This is a genomic window from Nocardioides jishulii, from assembly GCF_006007965.1.
GTDB lineage: Bacteria > Actinomycetota > Actinomycetes > Propionibacteriales > Nocardioidaceae > Nocardioides > Nocardioides jishulii.
This window is the reverse complement of the sequence record NZ_CP040748.1, coordinates 523,360-546,019: the sequence shown is the minus strand read 5'-3', so window position 1 is coordinate 546,019 and position 22,660 is coordinate 523,360. Positions and strand designations below refer to the sequence as shown.

Genomic DNA, 22,660 nt, shown 5'->3' with positions numbered 1-22,660 from the left:
CAGTCCGGGATCGATGCACTCGGCCATGACGGCCGAGGGACCACGCGTCGAGGATCCTACAGACCGAACCGCCCCTCGGTCTGGTGCCCCGTCGGATATGGCTGCCGCGGTGGCCGGAATCGGCTACGTTGCCGGGGGCGACTCGGGTCGCCACTGTCGAAGTAGGGAGGGACCTGTGGGTGGCCTGCGCGTGCTCCTGGTCTGCGTCGGACTGCTCTTCGTCGCCTTCGGCTCCGCGGCCGCGGTGTACGTGGGCCCGGACGACACGATCATGATCGGCGAGAAGGTGGTCCCCGAGCGCGCCGCCGGCGTGGCAGTGCGGACCCATCCTGAGATCACCCAGTTCGTCAACATCGACCTGCTCGTGCGGGCCAGCGCGGAGGGCGGCGTCTTCCTCGGCAGCAGCCACCGGGTCGACACCGAGAGCCTGCTCCGCGGCAAGCGCTACTTCGAGGTCACCCGGCTGGCGATCGGCAACGTCGGTGGTGTCGTCACCAACGGACCACGGGCGACCCGCAAGACCCTGCGTCCGGCCACCCTCGTCGGCTGGGAGCAGCAGACCAGCGGCGAGGAGGACGCCGAGCTGGTCGTCGAGCTCGACGGTCGCCCGATCGACGTCGTCGCCGTGCCGCAGCGCGGCGACGCCCGGGTGACGGTCGCGATCGGCGCCCACGTCGGCGGCGCCTTCGTCACGCAGGTCGCGGTCGCCGTCGTCGGCGTGCTGCTGATCCTGGCGTCGTGGGGGTGGGGCAGGCTCGCGCAACGTCGAGGCGGGAAGCGTGACCCCGAGGCCGACGAGGCCGACGTCCGCGACTCCCCCGGTGCTTCCGGCCTGCCGAGACATCCCGGCGAACCGCGTACGACGCGCCCACCGCTCCGGATCGTCCCGGAGCGCGTCGTGGCCGACCCACCGCCCGACACCGTGCAGGCCACTTCCCTCCGGTCCGTTCACCTCGCGCCCGCTCCCCTGCTGGCCAGCTCGCTCCCGGCCGGTCCCTCGCTGTCCGGTCCCTCGCTGTCCGGTCCCTCGCTGTCCGCGCCCTCGATGTCCGCTCCCGTGAGCGCCCCGGTCACGGCACTGCGCGAGGGAGCCATGCCGATGCCGATGCAAGCGCGCCTCAAGCTCCTGCAGCACGCGGAGCCCGTCCCCGAGCCCACGCCGATCCACCGACCCGAGCCTGTTCCAGCCCCCGCGCCCGTGCCCGAACCCGAGCCCGTGCCCGAACCCGAGCCCGTGCCCGCCCCCGAGCCGGTCCCGGCCCCGCAGCCCGTGCCCGAGCCCGAGCCCGTGCCCGCACCCGAACCGGTGCCTGCCCCCGAACCAGTTCCAGCCCCGGCCCCCGTGTCAGAGCCGACGGCCGCGCCGGAGCCGTCCTCCGCCTCCAGGCCCGTCAGGGTGGCGAGGCTGGTGACCCGCTCCACGCCCGAACGGTCGTGGGGTCTGCGCAAGATCGTCGTCGTCATGGTGCTGCTCACGCTCACCTCCTGCGCTGTGCCAGGTCCCGCCCCCCGGACCGAGGGTGACGTCACCGGCACCCGCACGGGCATGACCCTGAACGAGGCGCGCGCCGTCATGCCCACCGCGACGCATGCGTACGCCCCGGAGTTCGCCGCCTATCCGATGTGGACGCTGGTCGGCACCGAGGCACCCAACCGCGTCCGGGTGATGAGCCGCGCCAGCTTCAGCGCTCAGTGGCGTGGCGAGGCCAAGGTCCGGTTGCGTGGCGACCTCCCGGAGACCGTCGAGCGCGCCATCCCGGCCAACACGATCCTGCAGGAGCGTGCCGAGGAGTACGCCGACCAGGTCAGCACGTACTGGTCGAGTGGCGCGACCGCCGGCCTCGACCTGGACCGCCGCACGACGCGCGCCCGCACCCGACTGCTCGACTCCGGCGTCTCGTCCTCGGCGATCTGGGTGGTGTCCCCCGTGGACGTCCCGCGCGTACGCCTGGTGGAGGTCGCCGGCGGCCACCTCGTCGTGATGCGCCACGTCGTGATGGCGCCGTCGCCCCACCGGCTGACCACGATCGTCGACTTCCCGGCCGCCACCACGCCGCGGGTGCTCGGCAGCAGCCTCGTCGCCGTCGACTGAATCTCCTTCTGGCCCGCGGGCCGCTCAGCCCTTGACGAGCCAGCGCCCGATCAGGGTGCCTTCCTCCTCGAGGAGCAGCACGGGGTCGAGGGCGACGTCGAGCGGCTGGTGCCCCTGGACGATGCGGAGGTGGTCGCCACCGACGATGCGGGGCACGATCGTGAGGCAGAGCTCGTCCACGACCCCGACGGTGAGCAGGTCGTGCAGCACGTGTGGACCACCCTCACCGAGGACGTGGGTCCACCCGCGCGCGCCAAGCTCTCGTCGCAGCGCGCCGAAGTCCATCGCATAGCTGCCGAGGATCATCACGTTCTCGTCGCCCAGCGCCTCACGGGCGGCCGGAAGGCCAGGGGCGTGCCCGACGGTGGCGAGGATGACCTCACCCCGCGGCGCCTCCAGCAGTCGTTCGTTGATCTCGCCCTTGCGCGAGACCACGACCAACGGCTTGCCGGCCGGACCGTAGTTCTCGGCGCGGGCGGTGCCGGCCCCCACGACGACCACGTCGGCGTACGAACGCAGGGCATGGAAGACCCGCTTGTCGGGGGCGTTGTTGATGGTGGCGGTGACGCCGTCCTCTCCCTGCGCCGAGCCGTCGACGCTGGAGACCATGTTGACGCGCACCCACAGGCCGTCGGCGGCGGTCGGCGCGTCGTAGGCGCGAGCCAGCGCCTGGTCGTCGATCTCGTCGGGACCTGCCGCGACGTTGTTGCTCATCAGGACGCGCACTGCCACCTCACCACCCAGTACATGACGCCGAAGGGGTCCTCGGCATGGTCGATCTCGACGCTCTGCACCTCGATGGCCTCGGCCTCCAGGGTGCGGAACACTTCCAGGCCCGACGTGAGCAGTGACTCCGCCAGGTCGTTGTCGACGTGGGCCAGCCCAGCCACGTCACCGGTCGCCAACAGCTCGCCCAGGTGGGCGTCGAAGTCGGCAGCTCGAGGGTCGAGGTGGCCGGGGGCCTTCTCGGAGCGACAGGCCGTGCCGTTGGCCAGCACCAGCAGGTCGACCGCGTCGTCGTCGGAGGGCCGGTGGGTCAGTGACTCACCCACCCGTCGCCCCAGGTCGTCGGCCGCGACGATCCGCACCCGGCGGTCGAGCCACGCGACGGCGGCCGTGCAGGCACTGCGCAGGTCGGCCACGGGATCCTCGAGGGAGGCGTACTCCTCGAGGAGCGCGGGCACCGGCGGCACGACCACGATGCGGCGGCCCGTGCCGGGCATCGCCTCGAGCCCGACCTCACGCATCATCTCGACGCTCATGCCAGCCCCCGGATCGCTCGTGCCGGACGCCTGCGTCCGGCGATGCTCCACACCATGTCCACCGTCTCACGGGTGGCGACCACTTCGTGCACCCGGTAGATCCGCGCGCCGGCCAGCGCGCAGACGCTGGTGGCCGCCAGGGTCCCGGTCAGCCGCTCGCCGACCGGCTTGTCGAGCGTCTCACCGACGAAGTCCTTGTTGCTGAGCGAGACCAGCACGGGCCAGCCGGTGTCGACCATCTCGCCCAGGCGCCGGGTGACCTCCAGGGAGTGGAAGGTGTTCTTGCCGAAGTCGTGGGCGGGGTCGATGACGATCGACTCGCGGTCGACCCCCGCGGCGAGCGCGCGCTCGGCGTACGCCGTGGTGTCGGCGACGGCGGAGGCGACCACGTCCTCGTACTCGATGCGGTGCGGTCGGGTCCGCACCCGTACGCCGCCGGTGTGGGTGCAGATGATCGCGGCACCGTGCTTCGCAGCCACGTCGACCAGCTCGGGGTCTGCCCCGCCCCAGGCGTCGTTGATGACGTCGGCGCCAGCAGCGCAGACGGCGTCGGCCACCTCGGCGCGCCAGGTGTCGACGGAGATGACCAGGCCGGGGTGGGTCTCCCGCACCCGGGCGACGAAGTCGACGACCCGGGCCTTCTCCTCGGCGACGCCGATCTCCTCACCGGGGGCGGCCTTGATGCCGCCGATGTCGACGATCTCGGCGCCCTGCTCCACGACCAGCGCGACCCGGTCGAAGGCGGCGTCCTCGGCCCACGTCGCACCCTTGTCGTAGAACGAGTCCGGTGTGCGGTTGACGATCGCCATCATCAGCGGCTGGTCGTCGGCGAAGACGTGATCACGCAGTCTCAGGCTCACACCCTGACCCTAGGGGAGGGTGTCCACGGCCTCGCAGCGCCCTACGGACAGCCCGCGGCGGGAGGTCGCTCGACCACGGGCACCTCGACCACGTGGGCAGCGACCCCGTCGGCACCGGGGAGGAACTGCGTCAGGGCCACCGCGTCGGCGTGGTGGCTGTGCGTCGAGCGCGCCCAGGCCGCCGTGAGGATCTGGGTGGCCATCGCACCGAGGTCGAGCAGCGGCTGGTGGCTGTGGCTGCGGCGACCGAGGTCGACCTGCGCGATCGCGTCGACCCCACGCGTACGCCAGGTGTCGACGAGGGCGGCGAGCTCCACCGCGTACCCGGTGGGCACCGAGAGCCGTGCGAAGTGCTCGCGGCGCACGGCCCACTCCCCCGCCAGCGGCTGGACGAGGCCCGCCAACGGCGGGAAGAGCAGGGCGACCAGCGGGCGCGCGACCAGCTCGGTGACGCGGCCGCCCTCGTACGGCCCCTCGGCACCGGGGCGCTCGTAGAACCCCTTGACCAGCTGCACCTGCGGGTCGGTGAGCAACGGGCCGAGCAGGCCGGGCACGAAGTGCGTGTCCCAGTCGAGCAGGTCGGCGTCCATGAAGACGGTCAGGTCGCCGCGCGTGACGAACTGCGACTTCCACATCGCCTCGCCCTTGCCGCGGTGGCTGCCCAGGTCGGGGCGGATCTCGGCGGCCCGGTGCACGGTGGCGCCCGCGTCGGCCGCGACCGCGTAGGTGCCGTCGGTGGAGTCGGAGTCGATGACCACGATCTCGTCGACCAGGTCCGCCGTCTCCAGCAGCACCTCGCGGCACCGGGCGACCACGGCTCCGACGGTGGCCTCCTCGTTGCGGGCCGGCACCACCAGGCTGACCGTCGTACGCCCCTTCGCGGCCCGCAGGTCGTCGAGCGACCAGTCGCGCCAGGCGTACGTCCGTGCGTCCCACCCCTCGACGACGCCCGGCTCGCTCACGCCGGTCAGCCTACGGGGCCTGACGGCCCCCTGCGAGGGTGGCGACAGACGGCACCGGTGTGGGCACACTGGGTCATGGCAACCAAACGCACCCCCTGGCCCGGCTGGGTCTACCGCGACGGGCAGGACCCGCCCTACCAGTCGAGCCTCGGCAACGAGCGGACCTTCCTCAGCTGGGTCCGCACCGCGCTGTCGTTCCTCGCCGCCGGGATCGCGCTCGACGTCGTCGACCTGTCGATCCCCCGCGTCACGCAGACCGCGGTCGCGGTCGGGCTCGTGACCCTCGGCCTGCTCTGCGCCGTCGTCTCCTGGGTGCGCTGGGGTGCCACCGAACGAGCCATGCGCCTCAACCGCTCCATCCCGAGCCTCGGCTTCGGGATGGTCTTCATGCTGGCCATCGGCGGGATCGCCGCGCTGATGGTCGTGGCGTGGCTGTGAGCGAGTCGCCGGGAGAGCGCTCGCCCGGCGTGCCCGACCCCCTCGACCCCGGAGGCTCGGAGAACCGAGACCTGATGGGCTGGCAGCGCACCACGATGGCCCTGGTCGCCGTGGGAGCGGCGAGTGCACGGCACAGCTGGTCGACCGCCGGCGTCTACGCCCTGCTGCCGCTGGGCCTGATCATGCTGGTGGCGGCGTGGGTGCTGGGCGAGGGGTGGCGGCGCTACGACGAGGACCGGGAAGGGATCGAGACGACCCCCGGCGGGCCGGTCTTCGTCCTGGCCGCCTCGGTCGCGCTCGTCGCGGCCGTCGAGGTGCACCACATGCTGCAGTGACGAGGGGGAATGCGGGTGGGACCGACCGTGCCACTCCCCGGAGGATCTGGACTGCCCCCTGCCCGAAGGGGCAGTCCGACGGGTGGTTCACCACTGGCTCGCGGGCTCCGCGCTCACATATCGTGCACGAAACATCATCCGCGACTGTAGGAGTTTTCGTGAGCACGCCTTCCCCCGTCCCCGTCGGCGTCCGCCTCCCCCTCCCCACCGAGGACCTCACTCCGCAGGACCAGGTGGATCTCTGCCGGCACGCCCTCGACCTGGGCTACAGCTCCTTCTGGGTCGGTGACCACGTCGTGCTGCCGGAGACCACCAGCTCTCCCTACCCCCACACCGGCGACGGCAAGGCGGGGTTCCGTTCCGACACCCCGTGGACCGACCCCTTCATCCACCTCACCTGGCTCGCCGCCCAGCTGCCCGAGGCGCGCTTCGGCACGAGCATCCTGATCCTCACCCTGCGCAACCCCACCCTCGTCGCCAAGCAGCTCGCCTCGATGTCGTGGTTGACCCGTCGCCCCTTCTCGCTGGGGGTGGGCACCGGGTGGTTGCGCGAGGAGTACGACGCGGTGGGGGCCACCTTCGAGAAGCGCGGCACCCGCGCACGTCGCGACATCGCCCAGATCAAGGAGCTGTTGAGCAGGGGCTCGTACGACTACACCGTGCGCGGCGCCGACGACGAGGACGTCGACCTGACCTTCTCCATGCTCCCCACCGCGCCTGCGCCCGTCGAGTTCCTCTGGGGTGGCTTCAGCCCCCTCGCCCTCAAGATCGTCGCCCGTGACTGCGACGGCTGGTTGCCCGCCAAGCAGAGCGTCGAGGACCTGGAGCGGCACCTCGTCCGACTGCGGGCCGCCTGCGACGAGGCCGAGCGCGACTTCTCCGAGCTGAGGCTCGTGGTGAAGCCCGGGTCGGGTCCGGACCCGGCCAACGGTGCGATCGACAAGGACAGCCTCGCCGCCTACGGCGAGCTCGGCTTCCACGAGGCGGTCCTGGAGATGCCGTACGAGACCAGGAGCCTGACGGACGCGAAGGAGACCCTCGACCGGGTCGCCGCGCGCAGCTGGCTGTGACGGCGAGGACGACACCCATGGCCCTCCCCCGCTTCGACCAGCTGTGCGCCCTGCCGGCGTACGGCGCCCGCACGGTCACCGCCGATGACCTCGACCTCAACGGGCACATGAACGCAGCCCACTTCATCACCGCCCAGATCAGGGCCGTACGCAGCGCGCTCGCCGAGGTGGGTGTCGACGAGGCCTACGTGACCGAGCGGCGGATGGGGACGTTCGCCGCCGAGCACAACATCCGCTACCTGGGGGAGCTCCGCCTCGGCGACGAGTTCTCCGTGCGGGTCCGCTTCCTCGACCGCACCGCGAAGACGGTCCACGGCGCCGCGTTCCTCGTCGACGAGACCAAGGGGCGGCTGGCGACGGTCCTGGAGGTGGTCACGGTGCACGTCGACCAGGAGACGCGGCGCTCGACGCCGATGCCTGACGACCTGACGCAAGCGATCGACGCGCGCATCGCCGAGGGCGAGGCGCTGGGCTGGACCCTGGAGCCCCGCCTGTCACTGCGTCGCTGACACCCCGAGCGAGCAGGAGGGCGCCGGACCAGCAGGTGCTGGGCCGGCGCCCTCCGACGTCGACGCGGCTCAGTCGCGGCTCAGTCGCGACTGAGCGCGACCAACCGGGCCACCGCCTCCGTGGCGCGCACGGGCTCGGCGTAGGTCGGCACCCCCGCGGCGAGCAGGTCCGCGCGCGCCTGGCCGGTGCCGCCGGTCCAGGCGACGACGAAGGGCTTCGTGGTCGCGTCATGGTGCTTCACGCAGATCTCCACCAGCTCCTTGGCCGCGGCGTCCGAGTTGCCCAGCACGACCAGCAGCACGTCGGTCTCGTCGCTGGCCAGCGTGATCTCGAGCGTCCGGTCCAGGATCGACGGGTCGTTGATCAAGGCGCCGGTGAGGTCCAGCGGGTTGGCCGTGGAGGCGAAGAAGGGCAGCAGCGCCGCCACCTCGGCCCGCGAAGCGTCGGCCATCGGCTCGACGACCAGACCCAGGTCGACCGCGACGTCGGTGGTCAGGGCGCCGGCACCGCCACTCTGGGTGACGATGCTGAGCCGCGGACCGCCGGCGCGACGGCCGGTGACCAGCAGCTGGGCCAGGTCGGCCATCTCCTCCATGCTGCGGGCCCGCAGCGCCCCGTGCGCCTCGAGGATCGCGTTGAACTTGGCGTCGTCGCCGCCGGTGCTGCCGGTGTGCGCGCCGATGGCGCGGTCGCCCGCCGACGTACGTCCCGCCTTGAGCAGCACGAGCGGCTTGCCGGCCGCCCGCGCCCGGGCACAGAGTCGGTCGAGGGCGATCGGGTCGGCGAATCCTTCGAGGTGGCCCAGCAGCAGGTCGACGTCGTCGCGGTCGACCAGCGCGTCGAGCACCTCGACGACAGAGACGTCGACCTCGTTGCCGGTGTTGACGAAGTGGCGCACCCCCAGGCCCAGGGAGGTCATGGTGCTGTAGGTGAAGGTGCCCACGGCGCCGCTCTGGGAGACGAGCGCGATCGGCGAGTCCGGGATCTCACCGGGCACGTCGAAGGCCGTCGAGAAGGTCGCGAACGCCTTCTGCGGCAGGGAGAACGAGCCCAGGCAGTTGGGCCCGAGCACCCGGATGTCGCTGCTCGCGACAGCCCTGGCGATGCGCTCCTGGGCCTCGACGCCCACGCCGTCGGGGGCCTCGGAGAAGCCGGAGGCGAAGATCGTGGCGGCGCGTACCCCCGCTGCCGCGCACTCCTCGATGGCGTCGGGGACCTTGTCGGCGGGCACCACGACGACGGCCAGGTCGACCGGTCCGGGCACGTCGGCCACGGACGGGTAGGCAGGCACTCCCTGCACGGTGTCTCGGCGGGGGTTCACCGCGTACAGGTCGCCGGCGTAGCCGAACCTCTTCAGGTAGTCGAGCGGGCGGCCCGAGAGCTTGGCCGGGTCGGAGGAGGCGCCGAGCACGACGATGCTGCGCGGCTCGAGGTAGAGGTCGGCAACGCTGCGCACGTCGGCGCGCTCCGCCGCCGCTGCGCTCACTGGGGCACCCCGGTGAAGACCGGCTTGCGGCGCTCACGGTGCGAGGCCACACCCTCGACCACGTCCGGGCCACCGAAGCCCATGAACTCCAGGCCCAGGCCCACGTCGAAGATCGCGCTGTTCTGGCGGTACCACTCGTTGAGCGAGTACTTCGTCCACCGGATCGCCTCCTGGGCGCCCTCGGCCAGACCGCCCGCCACCTCACGGGCGGTGTCGAGGAGCTCCTCCTTCGGCACCGACAGCGACACCAGACCCGCCTGCTCGGCGGCCTGGCCGGAGATCTCCTTGCAGGTCAGCAGCAGGTACTTGGCCTTCGGGATGCCACAGAAGAGCGCCCACACGACGGCGTGGTCACCGGCGGCGACGCCGAGGCGGGTGTGGCCGTCGATGATCCGCGCGTCGTGGGCCGCGATCGAGATGTCGGCCATCAGGGCGACCACCAGACCGGCGCCCACCGCCGGCCCGTGGATCGCGGAGATGATCGGCTTCGAGCAGTTGACCAGGTTGTAGAAGAGCTCCTTGGACTCGCGCATGATCCGCATCCGGAACTCGTAGTCCTCGATCTGCTTGTCGATCAGCCCGAAGTCACCGCCGGCCGAGAACGCCTTGCCCTCACCACGCACGATCACCGCTCGCACCTCCGGATCGGAGTCGATCACCGGCCAGACGGCGGGGATCTCGGAGTGCGTCGCCTCGTCGACCGCGTTGAGGTTCGGGCCACTGAAGATGACCTCGAGGACTCCGGGCTGGTTGCTCTCGAACTTCAGTCGCGAGAACTGCTCCTGGTACTTCTCGATCACGAGGTCTGTCCTTTCGTCGGCGCTGGGCTCAGCAGGGTCTGGGGGGTGGAACTGACGGGGTCCGTGGCTCGCAGGCGAGTTCCACATATCAAGCATTGTGTATTATATCTGAGTATGACGCACCTCACCAGCCCCTCCGCGCGACAGGACCGACCGCTCTCCGGGCTCCGCGTGCTCGAGTGCTCCAGCTTCGTGGCGGGCCCCTCCGGCTGCCTCACCCTCGGGATGCTCGGTGCCGACGTGGTCAAGGTCGACCCCCTCGGCGGACCCGCCGACATCAACCGCTGGCCCCTCTCCGAACGCACCGGTCAGAGCCTCTTCTGGTCGTCGCTCAACCGCGGCAAGCGCTCGGTCGCCGTCGACCTGCGCTCCGAGGAGGGCCGCGAGATCGTGATGGCACTGGCCACCCTCCCCGGCCCCGACGGCGGACTCGTCGTGGACAACCTGGTGGGTCGCCCCTGGCTCACCCACGAAGCCCTCACCGCACGCCGCGCCGACGCCATCCAGGTGCACATCCAGGGCTACAACGACGGTCGGCCCGCGGTGGACTACACCGTCAACGCCGAGATCGGCGTGCCCCAGATGACCGGACCGGCCGGGTCGGCCGACCCCGTCAACCACGTGGTGCCCGCGTGGGACCTGCTCACCGGCATGACGGCGGTCACCGGCCTCCTCGCAGCGCTGCGCAAGCGTGACCGCACCGGGGAGGGGACGTACGTCTCCCTCGCCCTCGCCGACGTCGCCCTCGCCGGGGTCGCGTCGATGGGATGGCTGGCCGAGGCGGTCGAGCAGGGTGACCGGCCGCGTCACGGCAACCACCTCTTCGGGGCCTTCGGCACCGACTTCGCCACCTGCGACGGCCACCGCGTGATGGTGGTGGCGCTGACGGTGCGCCAGTGGCGCAACCTGGTCAGCGTGACCGGCACCGAGCGCGTCTTCACCGCACTGGAGGAGGCCGCCGAGGTCGACCTGTCCCTGGAGACCGACCGCTTCCGGATGCGCGAGACGATCGCGGCCGTGATGCGCCCGTGGTTCGCCGCCCGCACCGTCGACCAGGTCACCCAGGAGCTGGACGACGCCCACGTGCTGTGGAGCCGCTACCGCCCGATGACCGAGACAGTGGCGCTGCTGGCCGCGGACCCCGAGCGCAGCGTGGTGACCGACGTCGAGCAGCCGGGCATCGGCACCATGACCTCGGCCCGCCTGCCGCTGCGCCTCGACGACGCATGGACCGACCCCCGGCCGGCCCCGCGCTTCGGCCAGGACACCGACCAGGTCCTCTCGGAGCTGCTCGGCCTCTCCGACGCCGAGCTCGGCCGGCTCCACGACCGCGGCCTCGTCGCCGGCTCCTGACCTCCCCCTCTCCCGGAAGGACCCCCATGTCACACCTCGTGGAAGGCCCGTACTTCGACGACCTCGCCGTCGGAGACCTCTTCGACGCACCCTCGATCACCCTGACCGGCGGCCGCGCCGCCGTGCACCAGTCGATCGTCGGCAGCCGCTTGCAGCTCGGCCTCGACGAGCACATGGCGCTGGCGGTGGCCGGGCGCCCCGTGGCCGACCCGGGATTCGTCACCGACCTGGCCATCGGCCAGTCGACCGCGGTCACGCGACGCGTGGTGGCCAACCTCTTCTACCGCGGGCTGGCCTTCCACCGGCTGCCGTCCATCGGCGACACCCTGCGCACCCGCACCGAAGTCGTGGGCCTCAAGCAGAACTCCAGCCGCCCGACCGGCCTGGCGGCGCTGCGCATCACCACGCACGACCAGGAGGAGCGCCTGGTCCTCGACTTCTGGCGCTGCGCGATGCTGCCGCTCAGCGCACCGGACGCGCAGACCGGCCACGCCGACGACCTCTCCTCGATCGGCACTCCCCCGGCCACCGACCCGTTCGTCGCCAGCCTTGCCGCTGAGTGGGACCTCGACCGCTTCCGCCCGCCGACCGGCCCCGACGTCGTCCCCGGGGCGCTGTGGGACCTGCGCGCCGGCGACGTGGTCACCAGTGCCCCCGAGCTGGGTGCGACTGAGCCTCAACCTGGCGCACGTGCACCACGACGAGTACAGCCAGCCCGCCGGACGGCTGGTCTACGGCGGCCACACGATCGGGCTGGCCCTGGCGCAGGTGACCCGCACCCTGCCGCAGCTGCTGACGGTGGCCGGCTGGCACGGCTGCGACCACACCGGGCCGGTGCGCGAGGGCGACACCCTGGTCTCGCGGATCCAGGTGGAGGGCGTACGCGAGGTCTCCGGCCTCCGCGTCGCCGACCTGCGCGTGCTGGTCAAGGCCCGCGGTCGCGACGAGGACCGCGACGTCCTCGACTGGCGTCCGGTCGTCGTCCTGCGCTGACGCGCAGCACGTCCCACGCAACCCCCGACGGGCCCCGGCGCATGCCGGGGCCCGTCCTGCGTCACCCCGAAAATTGGTGACCGCATGCCTTCCCAATGTGCCGTCCATCACATATCGTGCACGATACTCGTTCGTTGCAGGAAGGCACATCATGTCCCCGCTCTCCCGGACCCACCCGCTCGTCCGTCGCCTGGCCCTGGCGACGACAGCGCTCGCCCTCGTCACGACCGCCGCCTGCGGCGGGGACGACGCATCCGACGCGAAGCCGCCGACCACCGGCGACGCCGAGTGGGACGCCGTCGTGGAGGCGGCGTACGAGGAAGGCCGTGTGAACGTCTACAACGCAGCCTCGGAGCAGCAGAACAAGCGCCTGACCGAGGCGTTCAAGGAGAAGTACCCCGGCATCAAGCTCTCGATCACCCGGGGCGCCACCGAGCTGCCCGAGCGGGTCTCGGCGCAGCTCAACAGCGGCTCCGACGGCGCCGACGTGCTGATGTACAGCGACCCCAACTGGTTCGTCGAGCACGCCGACGACCTCACTCCCGTCGAGGGACCGAGCGTCGAGGGCTGGAAGGAGGACTGGTGGGCCGTGCCCGACAAGGCCATCCAGGTCACCGCCCTGCCGTGGAGCATGATCGTGTGGAACACCGACAAGTTCCCCGACGGCTTCACGACGTACGACGACCTGCTCGACCCGTCGGTCAAGGGCAAGCTGGGCACCCGCTCCGAGGTCTCCCCGTCGGTGGCCGGCTACCTGGAGCACCTCGAGACCGAGCTCGGCACCGACTACCTCGAGGGGATCGCCGACCAGGACCCGAAGTTCTACCCCTCCGGCGTGCCGCTGATGCAGGCCGTGGGCTCGGGTGAGATCGGCGTCGCCAACCTGGGCGTGCCCGCCACCATTGCCGAGCTGCAGTCCAACGGTGCTCCCATCGACTTCACCTTCGCCGAGCCCGGCTTCGCCTACACCCACGGCGCCGCCGCCTTCAGCGAGGCGAAGCGCCCCCACGCGGGACGGGTCTTCATCGACTTCGTGATGTCGGAGGAGGGCCAGGCCGCCTACAACGGTGACGGCCAGGGCGGCGCAGGCCGCGACGGCGTCGACGGAGCGCTCGACTTGGAGGACTACGCGATGCTCGACACCGAGAAGTTCACCCGCCCCGAGGTCCTGGCCGAGTGGAACCGCAAGTTCGACGGGTACTTCAAGTGAGTGCCCGTCGCGTCCTGGTCACCGGCGCCGCCTCCGGGATCGGCGCCCACGCAGCCGCGACGCTGGCTGAGCGTGGCTGGGAGGTCGTCCGCAGCGACCGTCGCCCCGGCGACGGGGTCGTGGAGCTCGACGTCACCGAGGCAGGTGCCTGGACGCAGGTGGTCGCCGAGCACGGGCCCTTCGACGGCCTGGTCAACGCTGCGGGCATCCGCGAGCGCGCCCGGCTGCTGGACCTGACGCCCGAGCAGTGGGACCGCACCGTCGCGGTCAACCTCACCGGCGCCTTCCTGGGCACCCAGGCCGTGGGCCGCGCGCTGGTCGAGGCGGGTCGCGGCGGCAGCATCGTCCACGTCGCCTCGGTCAACTCCGAGACCCCGGTCGCCGGGCAGCCCCACTACTGCGCCTCCAAGGCAGGCGTCGCGATGCTCACCCGGGCTGCTGCGCTCGAGCTGGCACGGCACGGCATCCGGGTCAACGCGGTCGCCCCCGGCGCGATCCGGACACCGATGATCCAGGACCGGATCGACGAGGGCCAGGAGGAGGCACTGGTCAAGCGGATCCCCCGCCGCCGGCTCGGAGAGCCCGCCGACATCACCGAAGCCATCTCCTACCTCCTGTCCGACGCCGCCGACTACGTCACCGGGGTGCTGCTCCCCGTCGACGGCGGCTTCCTGCTCAACTGATGACGAGGACACCTGTGACCCAGCACGAGAGCCCCCGACCCACCGGCCGGTACGCCGGCAAGGTCGCCGTCGTGACCGGCGCCGGCTCCGGCATCGGCCGGGCCATCACCGAGGGACTGCTCACCGAGGGCGCCACCGTCGTGGCCAACGACGTGGCGCCCGACGCCCTGGCCGCGTTGGGCGAGTGGGCCACCCGGGTCGGCAGCGCCGAACGACTCACCGGCGTCGTCGCCGACGTGGCGGTCCCCGAGACGGCCGCGACCCTGGTCGAGGCCGCGACCGCCGCCGGGCACGGTCGCCTCGACGCACTCTTCAACCATGCCGGCGTCGGGTCGGCCACCCCGGCCCTGGAGATCGGCGAGGAGGAGTGGAGCCGGGTCATGGCGATCAACGTCGACGCCGTGCGGCGGCTCGCCGTCGCCGCAGGCCGGGTCATGGTCGACCAGGGCGGTGGGGCGATCCTCAACACCGCCTCGGTCGCGGGCACCCACGGCCTGCCGGGACGACTTGGTTACGTCGCCTCCAAGCACGCCGTCGTGGGCATCACCCGCGCCCTCGCGGTCGAGTGGGGACCACTCGGCGTACGGGTCAACGCCATCTGTCCCGGGCTCACCGAGACGGGCATGAGCCAGAAGCTGAAGCGCACCAACCCCGAGTACTGGGCGGCGCGTGAGGCGGTCGTCCCGCTGCGACGCTCCGGGCTCCCCGAGGAGCAGGCGGCGATGGCGCTCTTCCTCAACTCCGACGACGCGGCGTACGTCTCCGGCCTGGTCGCCGAGGTCGACGGCGGCGCGCACGCGCTCTACTCGGGATACACGGTGACTCGCCCCCAGACCTGACCCAAGAGCTGCCCCGGGACGCGAGAGCTCCCGGGTCAGTCGGTGGGACGGAGCAGGTCCATCACCGGTCGCAGGTCGTCGACCTCCTCCAGGTGGAGCAGGGCCTCCACCACCGCGTCGGTGGCGTGGTCGCTGATCACGCCCGCGGCGTTGTGGCGGAACTTGGTGACCAGCTCCTCCGTCGTCAGCTGCGTGGCCGGGTCCGCCGACGTGCTGCCCCGGGCATGCGTGCGCTCACCCACGAACGTCGTGCCGCGCGCCACCACCTCCACCCGGGACGGACGCGCCGACGGGTCCTTCGAGACCGCCTCGGCCCACCCGGGGTGGTTCTTCCAGACGATGCGGTCCTTGAGCTCCAGGACGGAGCGGCTCTCCACCACCGCGGGGTCGTGCCACTGGCGGCCCGGCGGGACGAGGTGTGCCGCGATCGCGAGTCCGTGGACGAACGTGAACTGTGCGTCGAAGGTGCGATCCATGTGATCGGCCATGAAGGTCGGGAACTGCCCGGCCCACTCCTCTCCCCACGCCGTGATCGACTCGATCTCCTCAGGTGCGAGCCCGTTGTCACGCACCACCTCGATGAGGGCGTCGAAGAGGGCGTGCGGCACCCGGCAGTGCGGGTAGGGCTTGAACTGCGACCCCGCCCGGAAGCGCCACTGCGCGCCCAGGCCCGTCGTCAGCTCCGAGGGCTCCCAGCGGCTGGTGCCGATGAACCGCGGATAGCCGAACTCGGCGTCGTCCAGGAGCAACGGGTCACCCCGGTGCCCCAGCTCCGCCATCCAGGCCGCGGTCATCGCGGTCATCGCCACGCCCCCCGGCATCAGGCTGTTCTTGATGGTGGTGCTGGGCGCGTGCATCAGCCAGGCGCGGTGCCCGTTGACCGGCGAGGTGGCACCGGCGATGCCGAGGGCGTCGGCGATGCGCTCGGACGACATCTCCTTCATCATGGCCGCCGTCGCGGTGATGCCGAAGACGGTGCTGGCGTAGCCGAGCACCTCCGCGGTCTGCGCACGCCCGTCCTTGACGTCGCGGTTGCGGTCCATCGCCCCGGCCAACCGGTGGGACATCTCGTGGCACACGGCCACCGCGTTGACCGCCATGGCCCCGGACGACCGGTGCGTCTCGCCCAACGCCAGCGCCACCGGGACCACGTACGGCGCTACGTGACCGGGCAGGGAGACGGGGTCGAAGTCCAACGCGTTCATCAGCTCCGCGTTGGCGAAGGCCGCGCCGTGCACGGACGTACGCATGGGCACACCGATGATGCTCGCCTCGTCGCGTTCGCCGCCGAGCACGCGCGCGTACTCGACGCCCGCCACGCCAGCCGGGTTGTCCGTCGCCGCGAGGGCACACCCGACGGTGTCGAGGATGATCCGCTTCGACTCCTCCACCACCTCGTCGGGCAGCTGCGCCGACGCACTGCGGTGGGCGAACTCCGCGAACTTCTGGATGTGCGTGGACACAGGGCGGCTCCTGGGCTGCGTGTCGGGGCAGAGGGTCAGAGGGTGGTGGCGTGGCCGCCGTCGACCGGCAGCATCGCCCCGGTCACGAACGACCCGGCCCGTGAGGCGAGGTAGATCGCCGCGCCGGCGAGGTCCGGCCCCTCGGCGAACCGCTTGAGCGGGATGGGAGCGAGCATCTCGTCGGCACCCTCGAGCTCGATCGCGTTCTCCAGCATCTGGCTGCGGTAGCGGCCGGGCGCGATGACGTTGGCGGTCATGTGCTTGTCGGCCAGCTTGAGCGCCAGGTGCCGGGTGAGCATGTGCACCGCCGCCTTCGAGGAGGAGTAGGCGTAGGTCTCGTGCTCGGGCACGTGGAAGGCGTCGATCGACCCGATGGTGATGATCCGCGCCGGGTCCTCGTGGGTCGCGGAGGCCTCGAGGAGCGGCATCATCGCCTGCACCAGGAAGAAGACGCCCTTCACGTTGAGGTCGTAGACCTTGTCCCAGCCCGACTCGGGGTAGTCGGCGAGGGTCTCGACCCAGATGTTGCCGGCGTTGTTGACCAGTACGTCGACCTGCGACTCGCGCTCGGCCAGCGTGGCGGCGAACGCGCGGGCGCCCTCGACGTTGCCGAGGTTGGCCGCGAAGCCGTGGCACTCCCCGAAGGCGGAGAGCTCGGCGGCGGTCTTCTCGCACTCCTCGGCCTTGCGCGAGCAGATGTAGACCTTGGCGCCGGCGCGGACGAAGCCCTCGGCGATGCCGCGGCCGATGCCACGGCTGCCTCCGGTGACGACGACGACCTTGCCCGAGACGTCGAAGAGGGACTGTGCGGGGTGGTTCACGGTGACTCCTGGGGGTGGGGGGTGGTGGGGCGGAAGACGTGGGTGAAGTCGCTCAGGGCGAACGACGGGTCGTCGGTGCCGCGCGTGCTCCTGGCGCAGTCGTCGGTGACGCTCGGGGCGGTGGCCACCACTTCGTCGAGCCTGCTCCAGTCGTCGACGACGCGGCGGTGGGCGATGCGCCAGCGCCCGTCCCGGCGCTCGAAGAGGTCGAGGTAGCGGCCCGCCCGCATGCGGGTGAAGCTGCGTCCGTCCCGCTCCAGGACCTGGTGCGCCACGAAGTAGGTCTCGACGTGGGCGGTGTCGCCGAGCAGCTCGATCAGGACGTTGCCGAGGTGGTGCATGGAGACCGGCGCCGTCGCTCCACGCGACATGATGGTCTCGACCACGTGCTCGCGTCCTCCGGAGAAGTTGCCGTGGTCGTCCCAGGCGTCCGGGTGGTAGGCGTCGCGAACGAGGTCGGCCTGGCACCGGTCGGTGCCGCGCGCGTAGGCGTACATCACCTGCCGGATCTCCTCCTTGTCGAGCAGCTCCTGCACCCGTGCCACCACGTCAGGGGTGAGCACGTCGCTCACGCCGACGTCCCCCCGTGACGCAGCAGGCCACGGACGTCGTCGACCTCCTCGAGGTGCATGATTCCCTCGACCAACGCATCGACGGAGGCCGGGGCGAGACGCCCGGCGCAGTTGGTGCGGAACTTCTCGATGACCTCCTCGGTGGTCATGCGCACCTGCGGGTCGTCGGAGGGGCTGCCCTTGGGCACGGTGCGGTCGGCGGAGAAGGTCTCCCCGCGGGCGTCGACCTCGATCCGGGTGGGTCGGCTCGAGGGGTTGCTGGTGAGAGCGTCGACGTAGTCGGGGTGCGGCGCGAAGGTGACCTTCTCCATGAGCGCCAGCACCGACGGGTCCCGCAGCGTCTCGGGGCTCTGCCACGCGGGACCGGGCTCGATCATGTGGGCGCCGACGGCCAGGCCGTGGGCGATGCTGAACTGCGCCTCGTGCGGGTGCTGGACGTCATTGAGCAGCCACACCGGACGCTCCACCCAGGCCTCGCCCCAGCAGCGGATGGCGTCGATCTCGTGCGGGGCCAGGTCATGCTCACGCACCAGGTCGCGCAGCGCGTCGAGGGGCGTGTGGCCCACGCGGCAGTGTGGGTAGGGCTTGTAGCTGTGCGCTCCCGGGAAGCCCCAGACCTCGCCCAGCCCGTCGACCAGGTGCGCGGGCTCCCAGCGCTTCGTGCCGATGAAGCGGGCGTAGCCGAACTCCGCGTCGTCGAGCATCATCCGGTCGCCGGTGTGGCCGAGCTGGGCGGCGTACGCGGCGTTGAGGCCGGCCTGGGTGACGGGTCCGGGCATCGAGTACTTGATCGTCGAGTTCGGAACGTTCTCCATCCACGTCCGGTAGGAGTTCACCGGGGTCACGGCACCGGCGATGCCGAGGGTGTCGGCGAGCCCCTCCGCGCCCTGGCCCTGCACCATCGCGACGGCGGCGGCAGCCCCGAAGACGGTGGCGGTGAACCCCAGCACGGCGGGGATCTCCATCTTCTCGCCCGCCGGCGTGCGCAGGTAGTCCATCGAGCGGCCGAAGCGGTAGGAGATCTCGTGGGAGACCGCGATCGCCGCGGTCAGCGAGCGACCGGTGGCCCCGTCGGCCTCGGCCACCGCGAGGACGCCCGGAAGGACGTACGGCGCGACGTGGCCGGGCGGCAGGACGGTGTCGAAGTCCAGGGCGTTGATCGTCTCCGCGTTCGCGAAGGCGGCGCCGTAGGGGCTGGTGCGGTGCGCGGTGCCGAAGACCGTGGCCTCCCCCGTCGGACCGCCCATGACGCGGCCCATCTCCACGCCGATGCTGCCCTTGGGCACCTCGAGACCGACGACCGCGCAGCCCAGGGAGTCGAGGAGGACGCGCTTGGAGTCCTCCACCACCTCCGCCGGCAACGTCTCCACGGTCGTCGAGGCGGCGAAGTCGGCCAGCTGCTCGACCAGGGTCCTGCTCATCATGTGCTCCTTCGTTGCTCGGTGGATGGTCCGGGGCCGGGTCTCAGCCGGCCGCCAGACGGAGGCCGCCGTCGACGGTGAGGTGGGCGCCGGTGATGAAGCGCGCCTCGTCGCTGGCGAGGAAGAGGGCGGCGTGGGCGACGTCCCACGCGGTGCCGGTGCGTTGCAGCGGCGACCGACGCCGCCGCTCCTCCACGACGTCGTCACGGGTGGTGCACCCGCCGACCTTGCGCTCGACGCCCATCGGGGTGTCGATGAGCCCGGGCAGCAGGGCGTTGACCCGGACCCCGTCGGGGCCGTGGGTGTGGGCGAGGTGGTCGGTGAGGGCGAGGACGCCCGCCTTGGAGGTCTTGTAGGCGACGGTCGGGTGGGGGGCGACGGCGGCGACCGAGGAGACGTTGGTGATGACGCCCTCGCCCTGCGCCTGCATCAGCGGCAGTGCGTGCTTGGAGGCCAGGACCATGCCGCGCAGGTTGATGTCGAGGACCCGGCTGAACGCCTCCGGGGTGATCTCGGTCGTGGGGGCGTCGCCGACGGCGAAGCTCACCCCCACGTTGTTGTGCAGGACGTCGAGCCGGCCCCACTGCTCGACGGCGGCCATGATCGCTGCCTGCACCTGGCCCTCGTCGGTGACGTCGGCCTTCACCGCGATGGCTTCGCCTCCCTCGGCCGCGACGAGGTCGGCCGTCTCCTGCGCACTGGCCTCGTGGGCGTCGACCGCCACCACCCGAGCACCCTCGCGAGCGAGGAGCAGGGCGGTGGCGCGACCGTTGCCGAGCGCGGCGCCCGGGGTCTGGCCGGCGCCCACGACCACGGCGACCTTGCCGTGGACGCGACCGGTGGGCTGGTCTGCTGGACGGGTCACGAGGTCCTCCCGGTGGGGTCGAGGTCGGCCATCAGGTCACGCACGGTGACGGTGGAGAGCCGGCCGGTCAGGGCGGTGACGACCCGGTCGACGGAGTCGGCGGTCACCACCCCGGCGGCGTTGTGGCGGAACTTCGCGACCACCTCGTCGGTGGTGAAGGTGGTCGCCGGGTCGGGCGAGGGGCTGCCGCGCGGGAAGTCGCGCTCCTCCACGAAGGTGGTGCCACGTGCCACCACCTCGACGCGCGCCGGGCGCGCGGAGGGGTGCGCGGCGTAGGCGTCGGCCCACCCCTCGTGGGCGCGCCACTCGATGCGCTCCATCAGGGCGGTCACCGAGGGGTCGTGCACGACTGCGGGGTCCTGCCAGGCCTTGCCCGGCGGCACGCGGTGGGCGACGACGGAGATGCCGTGGCGGAAGCTGAACTGGGCGTCGACCGGCAGTCGGATCTCGTCGTTCATGTAGGTCGGCACCCCGGTCGCCCACGCCTCGCCGTGGGCAGTGATCGACTCGATCTCGCCGGGCGTCAGGTCCTCCCTCTCGACGAGGGCGGCCAGGGCGTCGAAGACGCCGTGGGTGACCCGGCAGTGCGGGTAGGGCTTGAGGTGGGTGCCGGCCGGGAAGGTCCACTGCTGCCCGAGGCCGCGGGTGATCTGCTCCGGCTCCCAGCGGCGGGTGCCGATGAAGGCCGGGTAGCCGTGGGTGGCGTCGTCGAGGATCATCCGGTCGCCGCGGTGGCCGAGCTCGGCGGCGAGGACGGCGTGCAGGGCCGCCTGCACCAGTCCCCCGCCCAGCCCGTACTTCACCGAGGTGCTGTGGGTGTGCAGCTGCCAGGAGCGCAGCGAGTTGACGGGCGAGGTGGCGGCGGCGATGCCCAGCACGTCGGCGGTGAGCGTCTGGTCGGCGTCGCGCAGCCGGGTCCCGGCGGCAGCGGCGGCGAAGATCGAGCTGGCGAAGCCCATGACGGGTGAGAGCACGGGCCGGTCGTCGACCACGGCGCGGTTGGTGTCCATCGCGCTGGCGAACCTCTGGGCGACCTCGAGGCCGACGGCGACCGCGTCGACGGTCTCGGCCAGGGCGCGGTCCCCCCTCTCGGCGACAGCCAGAGCCGTCGCGACGACGTACGGCGCGACGTGGCCCGGCTGGTTGATCGGCGCCATGTCGAGCGCGGCGACCAGCTCGCAGTTGGCGTACGCCGCCCCGTGCAGCGAGCTGCGTCCGACACCGATGACGGTGGTGTCGCGGACCGGCCCGGCCAGCACGTCGGCGTAGCTGCGGGCGATGCGCCCTGCGGGGGTCTCGACGGCGGCGAGGGCGCATCCGATCGAGTCGAGCACGACCCGGGCCGCCTCCTCCCGCACGGAGACGGGGACGGCCACGGGGGGAGCCCCGGCGGCGAACGCCGCCAGGGCCCCGAGCACCGGCGCCGAGGTCACTTCAGCTGCTCGTCGATCGTGCGGTTCCACTTCGCGATCACGTCGGGGGTGAACTTGGTGGCCTCGAGCATGGTCCAGCCCTCGCCGTTGATGGCGCCCTTGGTGTCGGGGCGGGAGGAGATCGCGTAGTCGTCACCGGCCAGCGCCGCCTGGCCCTCGGGCGAGGAGGCGAAGTCGGCGAAGACGACGGCGGCGTTGGGGTTTCCGGCGTTGGCCAGCGCGCCGATCCCGTAGTCGAAGGCGTAGCCCTTCTCGGGCACGAAGTAGTCCAGCGGGGCTCCGGCGTCGATCAGCCCGAGCACGTGGGGCAGCTGGGCGGTGGGAGTGGCCCCGACCTCACCGGCGGCGACTGCCTCGGTGGCGGGCACCACGGAGGGGTAGAGCTTCGGCTCGAGCTGGCCGAACTTGCGCAGCCAGTCGGGGTCAACCTCCGACTCCATGAAGTCGAGGAAGCCGGCGGCCGACTTGCTGGCGTCGCCGCGGAAGCCGACCTTGCCCTTGGTCCGCGGGTCGAGGAAGTCGTCGTAGGAGTCGAAGCCCTCGGAGAAGGTGTCGGTGTTCCACACGAAGACCGAGTAGGGGGCGCCGAAGACGGAGGCAACCTTGTCCTCCACCATCCACGCATCGCCCTCGAGATCCTCCGTGCCGGGGCCCTCGACGGGCAGCACGTCCTCGTCGTGGCCGACCCACCACTCCTCGTCGCCCAGGAGGAAGACGTCGGCCCCCGTGGTGTCGGAGGAGATCTGGGCCTCGACGCGGGCGATGATGTCGGCGCCGCCACGCTCCGCAGTGACCTTGATGTCGGGGTAGGCCTTGTTGAACGCCTTGACCAGGCGGTCGCCCTGCTGCTGGGTGCTGCCGTTGTAGAAGACCACGCGGCCCTCCTCCTCGGCGGCGGCGACGATCTCGTCCCAGTCGCCGTCGACGAGCTCAGCCTTGGGGTCGCCTCCTCCGCACGCCGACAGCGAAGCGGCCAGGAGCACTCCGGAGAGGGCGGCGACGAGGGGCTTGCGGGCGCTGCGAGGGATCTTCACGGGGGGCCTCCAAGGGGTGATCTACGTCATAACATTTCGTGGATCATACATTAAATGTGATGTTGAACAAGGGGCTCGATGCGTCCGTTCAAGACGCCCCGGAGCCGGGACGGGCCGCCCTCCACTCATGCCATGAACGCATTGAAGACGTATGGTGC

Annotated in this window: 24 protein-coding genes; 10 read left to right on the top strand and 14 right to left on the bottom strand. The window is 71.7% G+C overall.

Annotated elements, in window-relative coordinates:
- Window positions 1–175 precede the first annotated feature (175 nt).
- Entirely contained in the window at window positions 176–2,092 is a 1,917-nt protein-coding gene (locus FCL41_RS16925; RefSeq protein ID WP_212723025.1) for a hypothetical protein, read from the top strand.
- 24 nt (window positions 2,093–2,116) lie between these two features.
- Here the strand turns inward: FCL41_RS16925 and FCL41_RS02495 are convergent, their stop codons facing one another.
- From FCL41_RS02495 to FCL41_RS02480, 4 genes are read right to left on the bottom strand one after another with little or no spacing between them, the layout of a single operon-like run.
- Window positions 2,117–2,824: a dihydrofolate reductase family protein gene (locus FCL41_RS02495; RefSeq protein WP_137064119.1), complete on the bottom strand. Its 708-nt coding sequence runs from the start codon at window positions 2,822–2,824 to the stop codon at window positions 2,117–2,119.
- On the bottom strand, window positions 2,806–3,354 hold the full coding sequence (locus tag FCL41_RS02490) for a class III extradiol ring-cleavage dioxygenase family protein (RefSeq protein WP_239021734.1): 549 nt from the start codon (window positions 3,352–3,354) through the stop codon (window positions 2,806–2,808). The genes FCL41_RS02495 and FCL41_RS02490 overlap by 19 nt, the downstream gene beginning before the upstream one ends.
- The gene (gene folP, locus FCL41_RS02485) at window positions 3,351–4,214 is read right to left on the bottom strand and encodes a dihydropteroate synthase (RefSeq protein WP_239021733.1); all 864 of its coding nucleotides are present in this window, start codon (window positions 4,212–4,214) and stop codon (window positions 3,351–3,353) included. Before folP ends, FCL41_RS02490 begins: the two co-directional genes overlap by 4 nt.
- Window positions 4,215–4,255: 41 nt before the next feature.
- Complete coding sequence (locus tag FCL41_RS02480) at window positions 4,256–5,176, bottom strand: glucosyl-3-phosphoglycerate synthase (protein WP_137064120.1); 921 nt, start codon at window positions 5,174–5,176, stop codon at window positions 4,256–4,258.
- Between the two features lie 75 nt (window positions 5,177–5,251).
- On the opposite strand from FCL41_RS02480, the gene FCL41_RS02475 reads away from it, so the two are divergent.
- The 4 genes from FCL41_RS02475 (at window position 5,252) to FCL41_RS02460 (ending at window position 7,528) form a co-directional block, all read left to right on the top strand.
- Window positions 5,252–5,614 carry a YidH family protein gene (locus FCL41_RS02475; RefSeq protein ID WP_137064121.1) on the top strand — a complete coding sequence of 121 codons (363 nt, stop codon included), beginning with the start codon at window positions 5,252–5,254 and terminating at the stop codon, window positions 5,612–5,614.
- Window positions 5,605–5,949 carry a DUF202 domain-containing protein gene (locus FCL41_RS02470; RefSeq protein ID WP_137064122.1) on the top strand — a complete coding sequence of 115 codons (345 nt, stop codon included), beginning with the start codon at window positions 5,605–5,607 and terminating at the stop codon, window positions 5,947–5,949. The genes FCL41_RS02475 and FCL41_RS02470 overlap by 10 nt, the downstream gene beginning before the upstream one ends.
- A gap of 158 nt (window positions 5,950–6,107) precedes the next feature.
- The gene (locus FCL41_RS02465) at window positions 6,108–7,019 is read left to right on the top strand and encodes an LLM class flavin-dependent oxidoreductase (protein ID WP_170970111.1); all 912 of its coding nucleotides are present in this window, start codon (window positions 6,108–6,110) and stop codon (window positions 7,017–7,019) included.
- 17 nt (window positions 7,020–7,036) lie between these two features.
- Window positions 7,037–7,528, top strand: a complete 492-nt coding sequence (locus FCL41_RS02460; RefSeq protein ID WP_137064124.1) for a thioesterase family protein — start codon at window positions 7,037–7,039, stop codon at window positions 7,526–7,528.
- An 80-nt stretch (window positions 7,529–7,608) separates the two neighbouring features.
- Here FCL41_RS02460 and FCL41_RS02455 read toward each other — a convergent pair whose 3' ends face one another.
- A complete protein-coding gene (locus tag FCL41_RS02455) occupies window positions 7,609–9,015 on the bottom strand; it encodes an acetate--CoA ligase family protein (RefSeq protein ID WP_137064125.1) in 1,407 nt (468 codons plus the stop codon).
- Window positions 9,012–9,815, bottom strand: a complete 804-nt coding sequence (locus tag FCL41_RS02450) for an enoyl-CoA hydratase/isomerase family protein (RefSeq protein WP_212723026.1) — start codon at window positions 9,813–9,815, stop codon at window positions 9,012–9,014. Before FCL41_RS02450 ends, FCL41_RS02455 begins: the two co-directional genes overlap by 4 nt.
- Before the next feature lie 114 nt (window positions 9,816–9,929).
- Here FCL41_RS02450 and FCL41_RS02445 point away from each other — a divergent pair, with 114 nt between their 5' ends.
- Complete coding sequence (locus FCL41_RS02445; RefSeq protein ID WP_137064127.1) at window positions 9,930–11,168, top strand: CoA transferase; 1,239 nt, start codon at window positions 9,930–9,932, stop codon at window positions 11,166–11,168.
- 29 nt (window positions 11,169–11,197) lie between these two features.
- Here FCL41_RS02445 and FCL41_RS17220 read toward each other — a convergent pair whose 3' ends face one another.
- Window positions 11,198–11,659 carry a hypothetical protein gene (locus tag FCL41_RS17220; protein WP_217496788.1) on the bottom strand — a complete coding sequence of 154 codons (462 nt, stop codon included), beginning with the start codon at window positions 11,657–11,659 and terminating at the stop codon, window positions 11,198–11,200.
- 157 nt (window positions 11,660–11,816) lie between these two features.
- Here FCL41_RS17220 and FCL41_RS17215 point away from each other — a divergent pair, with 157 nt between their 5' ends.
- From FCL41_RS17215 to FCL41_RS02425, 4 genes are all read left to right on the top strand, one after another.
- Window positions 11,817–12,161 carry a hotdog family protein gene (locus FCL41_RS17215; protein ID WP_217496787.1) on the top strand — a complete coding sequence of 115 codons (345 nt, stop codon included), beginning with the start codon at window positions 11,817–11,819 and terminating at the stop codon, window positions 12,159–12,161.
- A 151-nt stretch (window positions 12,162–12,312) separates the two neighbouring features.
- The gene (locus FCL41_RS02435; protein WP_137064129.1) at window positions 12,313–13,371 is read left to right on the top strand and encodes an ABC transporter substrate-binding protein; all 1,059 of its coding nucleotides are present in this window, start codon (window positions 12,313–12,315) and stop codon (window positions 13,369–13,371) included.
- Entirely contained in the window at window positions 13,368–14,054 is a 687-nt protein-coding gene (locus tag FCL41_RS02430) for an SDR family NAD(P)-dependent oxidoreductase (protein WP_170970112.1), read from the top strand. The genes FCL41_RS02435 and FCL41_RS02430 overlap by 4 nt, the downstream gene beginning before the upstream one ends.
- 14 nt (window positions 14,055–14,068) lie before the next feature.
- Window positions 14,069–14,893, top strand: a complete 825-nt coding sequence (locus tag FCL41_RS02425) for an SDR family NAD(P)-dependent oxidoreductase (RefSeq protein ID WP_170970113.1) — start codon at window positions 14,069–14,071, stop codon at window positions 14,891–14,893.
- Between the two features lie 35 nt (window positions 14,894–14,928).
- Here the strand turns inward: FCL41_RS02425 and FCL41_RS02420 are convergent, their stop codons facing one another.
- The 7 genes from FCL41_RS02420 to FCL41_RS02390 are packed head-to-tail and all read right to left on the bottom strand — an operon-like array spanning window position 14,929 to window position 22,502.
- Window positions 14,929–16,356: an MmgE/PrpD family protein gene (locus FCL41_RS02420; RefSeq protein ID WP_137064132.1), complete on the bottom strand. Its 1,428-nt coding sequence runs from the start codon at window positions 16,354–16,356 to the stop codon at window positions 14,929–14,931.
- A gap of 35 nt (window positions 16,357–16,391) precedes the next feature.
- Window positions 16,392–17,177, bottom strand: a complete 786-nt coding sequence (locus tag FCL41_RS02415; protein ID WP_137064133.1) for an SDR family NAD(P)-dependent oxidoreductase — start codon at window positions 17,175–17,177, stop codon at window positions 16,392–16,394.
- Window positions 17,174–17,749, bottom strand: a complete 576-nt coding sequence (locus FCL41_RS02410; RefSeq protein WP_212723027.1) for a nuclear transport factor 2 family protein — start codon at window positions 17,747–17,749, stop codon at window positions 17,174–17,176. The genes FCL41_RS02415 and FCL41_RS02410 overlap by 4 nt, the downstream gene beginning before the upstream one ends.
- Window positions 17,746–19,170, bottom strand: coding sequence for an MmgE/PrpD family protein (locus tag FCL41_RS02405; protein ID WP_137064134.1), 1,425 nt, complete (start codon window positions 19,168–19,170; stop codon window positions 17,746–17,748). Before FCL41_RS02405 ends, FCL41_RS02410 begins: the two co-directional genes overlap by 4 nt.
- 43 nt (window positions 19,171–19,213) lie before the next feature.
- Window positions 19,214–20,035: an SDR family NAD(P)-dependent oxidoreductase gene (locus FCL41_RS02400; protein WP_137064135.1), complete on the bottom strand. Its 822-nt coding sequence runs from the start codon at window positions 20,033–20,035 to the stop codon at window positions 19,214–19,216.
- Window positions 20,032–21,468: an MmgE/PrpD family protein gene (locus FCL41_RS02395; protein WP_170970114.1), complete on the bottom strand. Its 1,437-nt coding sequence runs from the start codon at window positions 21,466–21,468 to the stop codon at window positions 20,032–20,034. The genes FCL41_RS02400 and FCL41_RS02395 overlap by 4 nt, the downstream gene beginning before the upstream one ends.
- The gene (locus FCL41_RS02390; RefSeq protein ID WP_170970115.1) at window positions 21,465–22,502 is read right to left on the bottom strand and encodes an extracellular solute-binding protein; all 1,038 of its coding nucleotides are present in this window, start codon (window positions 22,500–22,502) and stop codon (window positions 21,465–21,467) included. Before FCL41_RS02390 ends, FCL41_RS02395 begins: the two co-directional genes overlap by 4 nt.
- Between the last annotated feature and the right edge of the window lie 158 nt (window positions 22,503–22,660).

Bases quoted from the DNA above. Each gene is read 5' to 3' on its own strand.
- FCL41_RS02405 (WP_137064134.1), bottom strand. From the start codon at position 19,170: ATGAGCAGGACCCTGGTCGAGCAGCTGGCCGACTTCGCCGCCTCGACG.
- FCL41_RS02460 (WP_137064124.1), top strand. From the start codon at position 7,037: ATGGCCCTCCCCCGCTTCGACCAGCTGTGCGCCCTGCCGGCGTACGGC.
- FCL41_RS02445 (WP_137064127.1), top strand. From the start codon at position 9,930: ATGACGCACCTCACCAGCCCCTCCGCGCGACAGGACCGACCGCTCTCC.
- FCL41_RS02490 (WP_239021734.1), bottom strand. From the start codon at position 3,354: ATGAGCGTCGAGATGATGCGTGAGGTCGGGCTCGAGGCGATGCCCGGC.
- FCL41_RS02475 (WP_137064121.1), top strand. From the start codon at position 5,252: ATGGCAACCAAACGCACCCCCTGGCCCGGCTGGGTCTACCGCGACGGG.
- FCL41_RS02435 (WP_137064129.1), top strand. From the start codon at position 12,313: ATGTCCCCGCTCTCCCGGACCCACCCGCTCGTCCGTCGCCTGGCCCTG.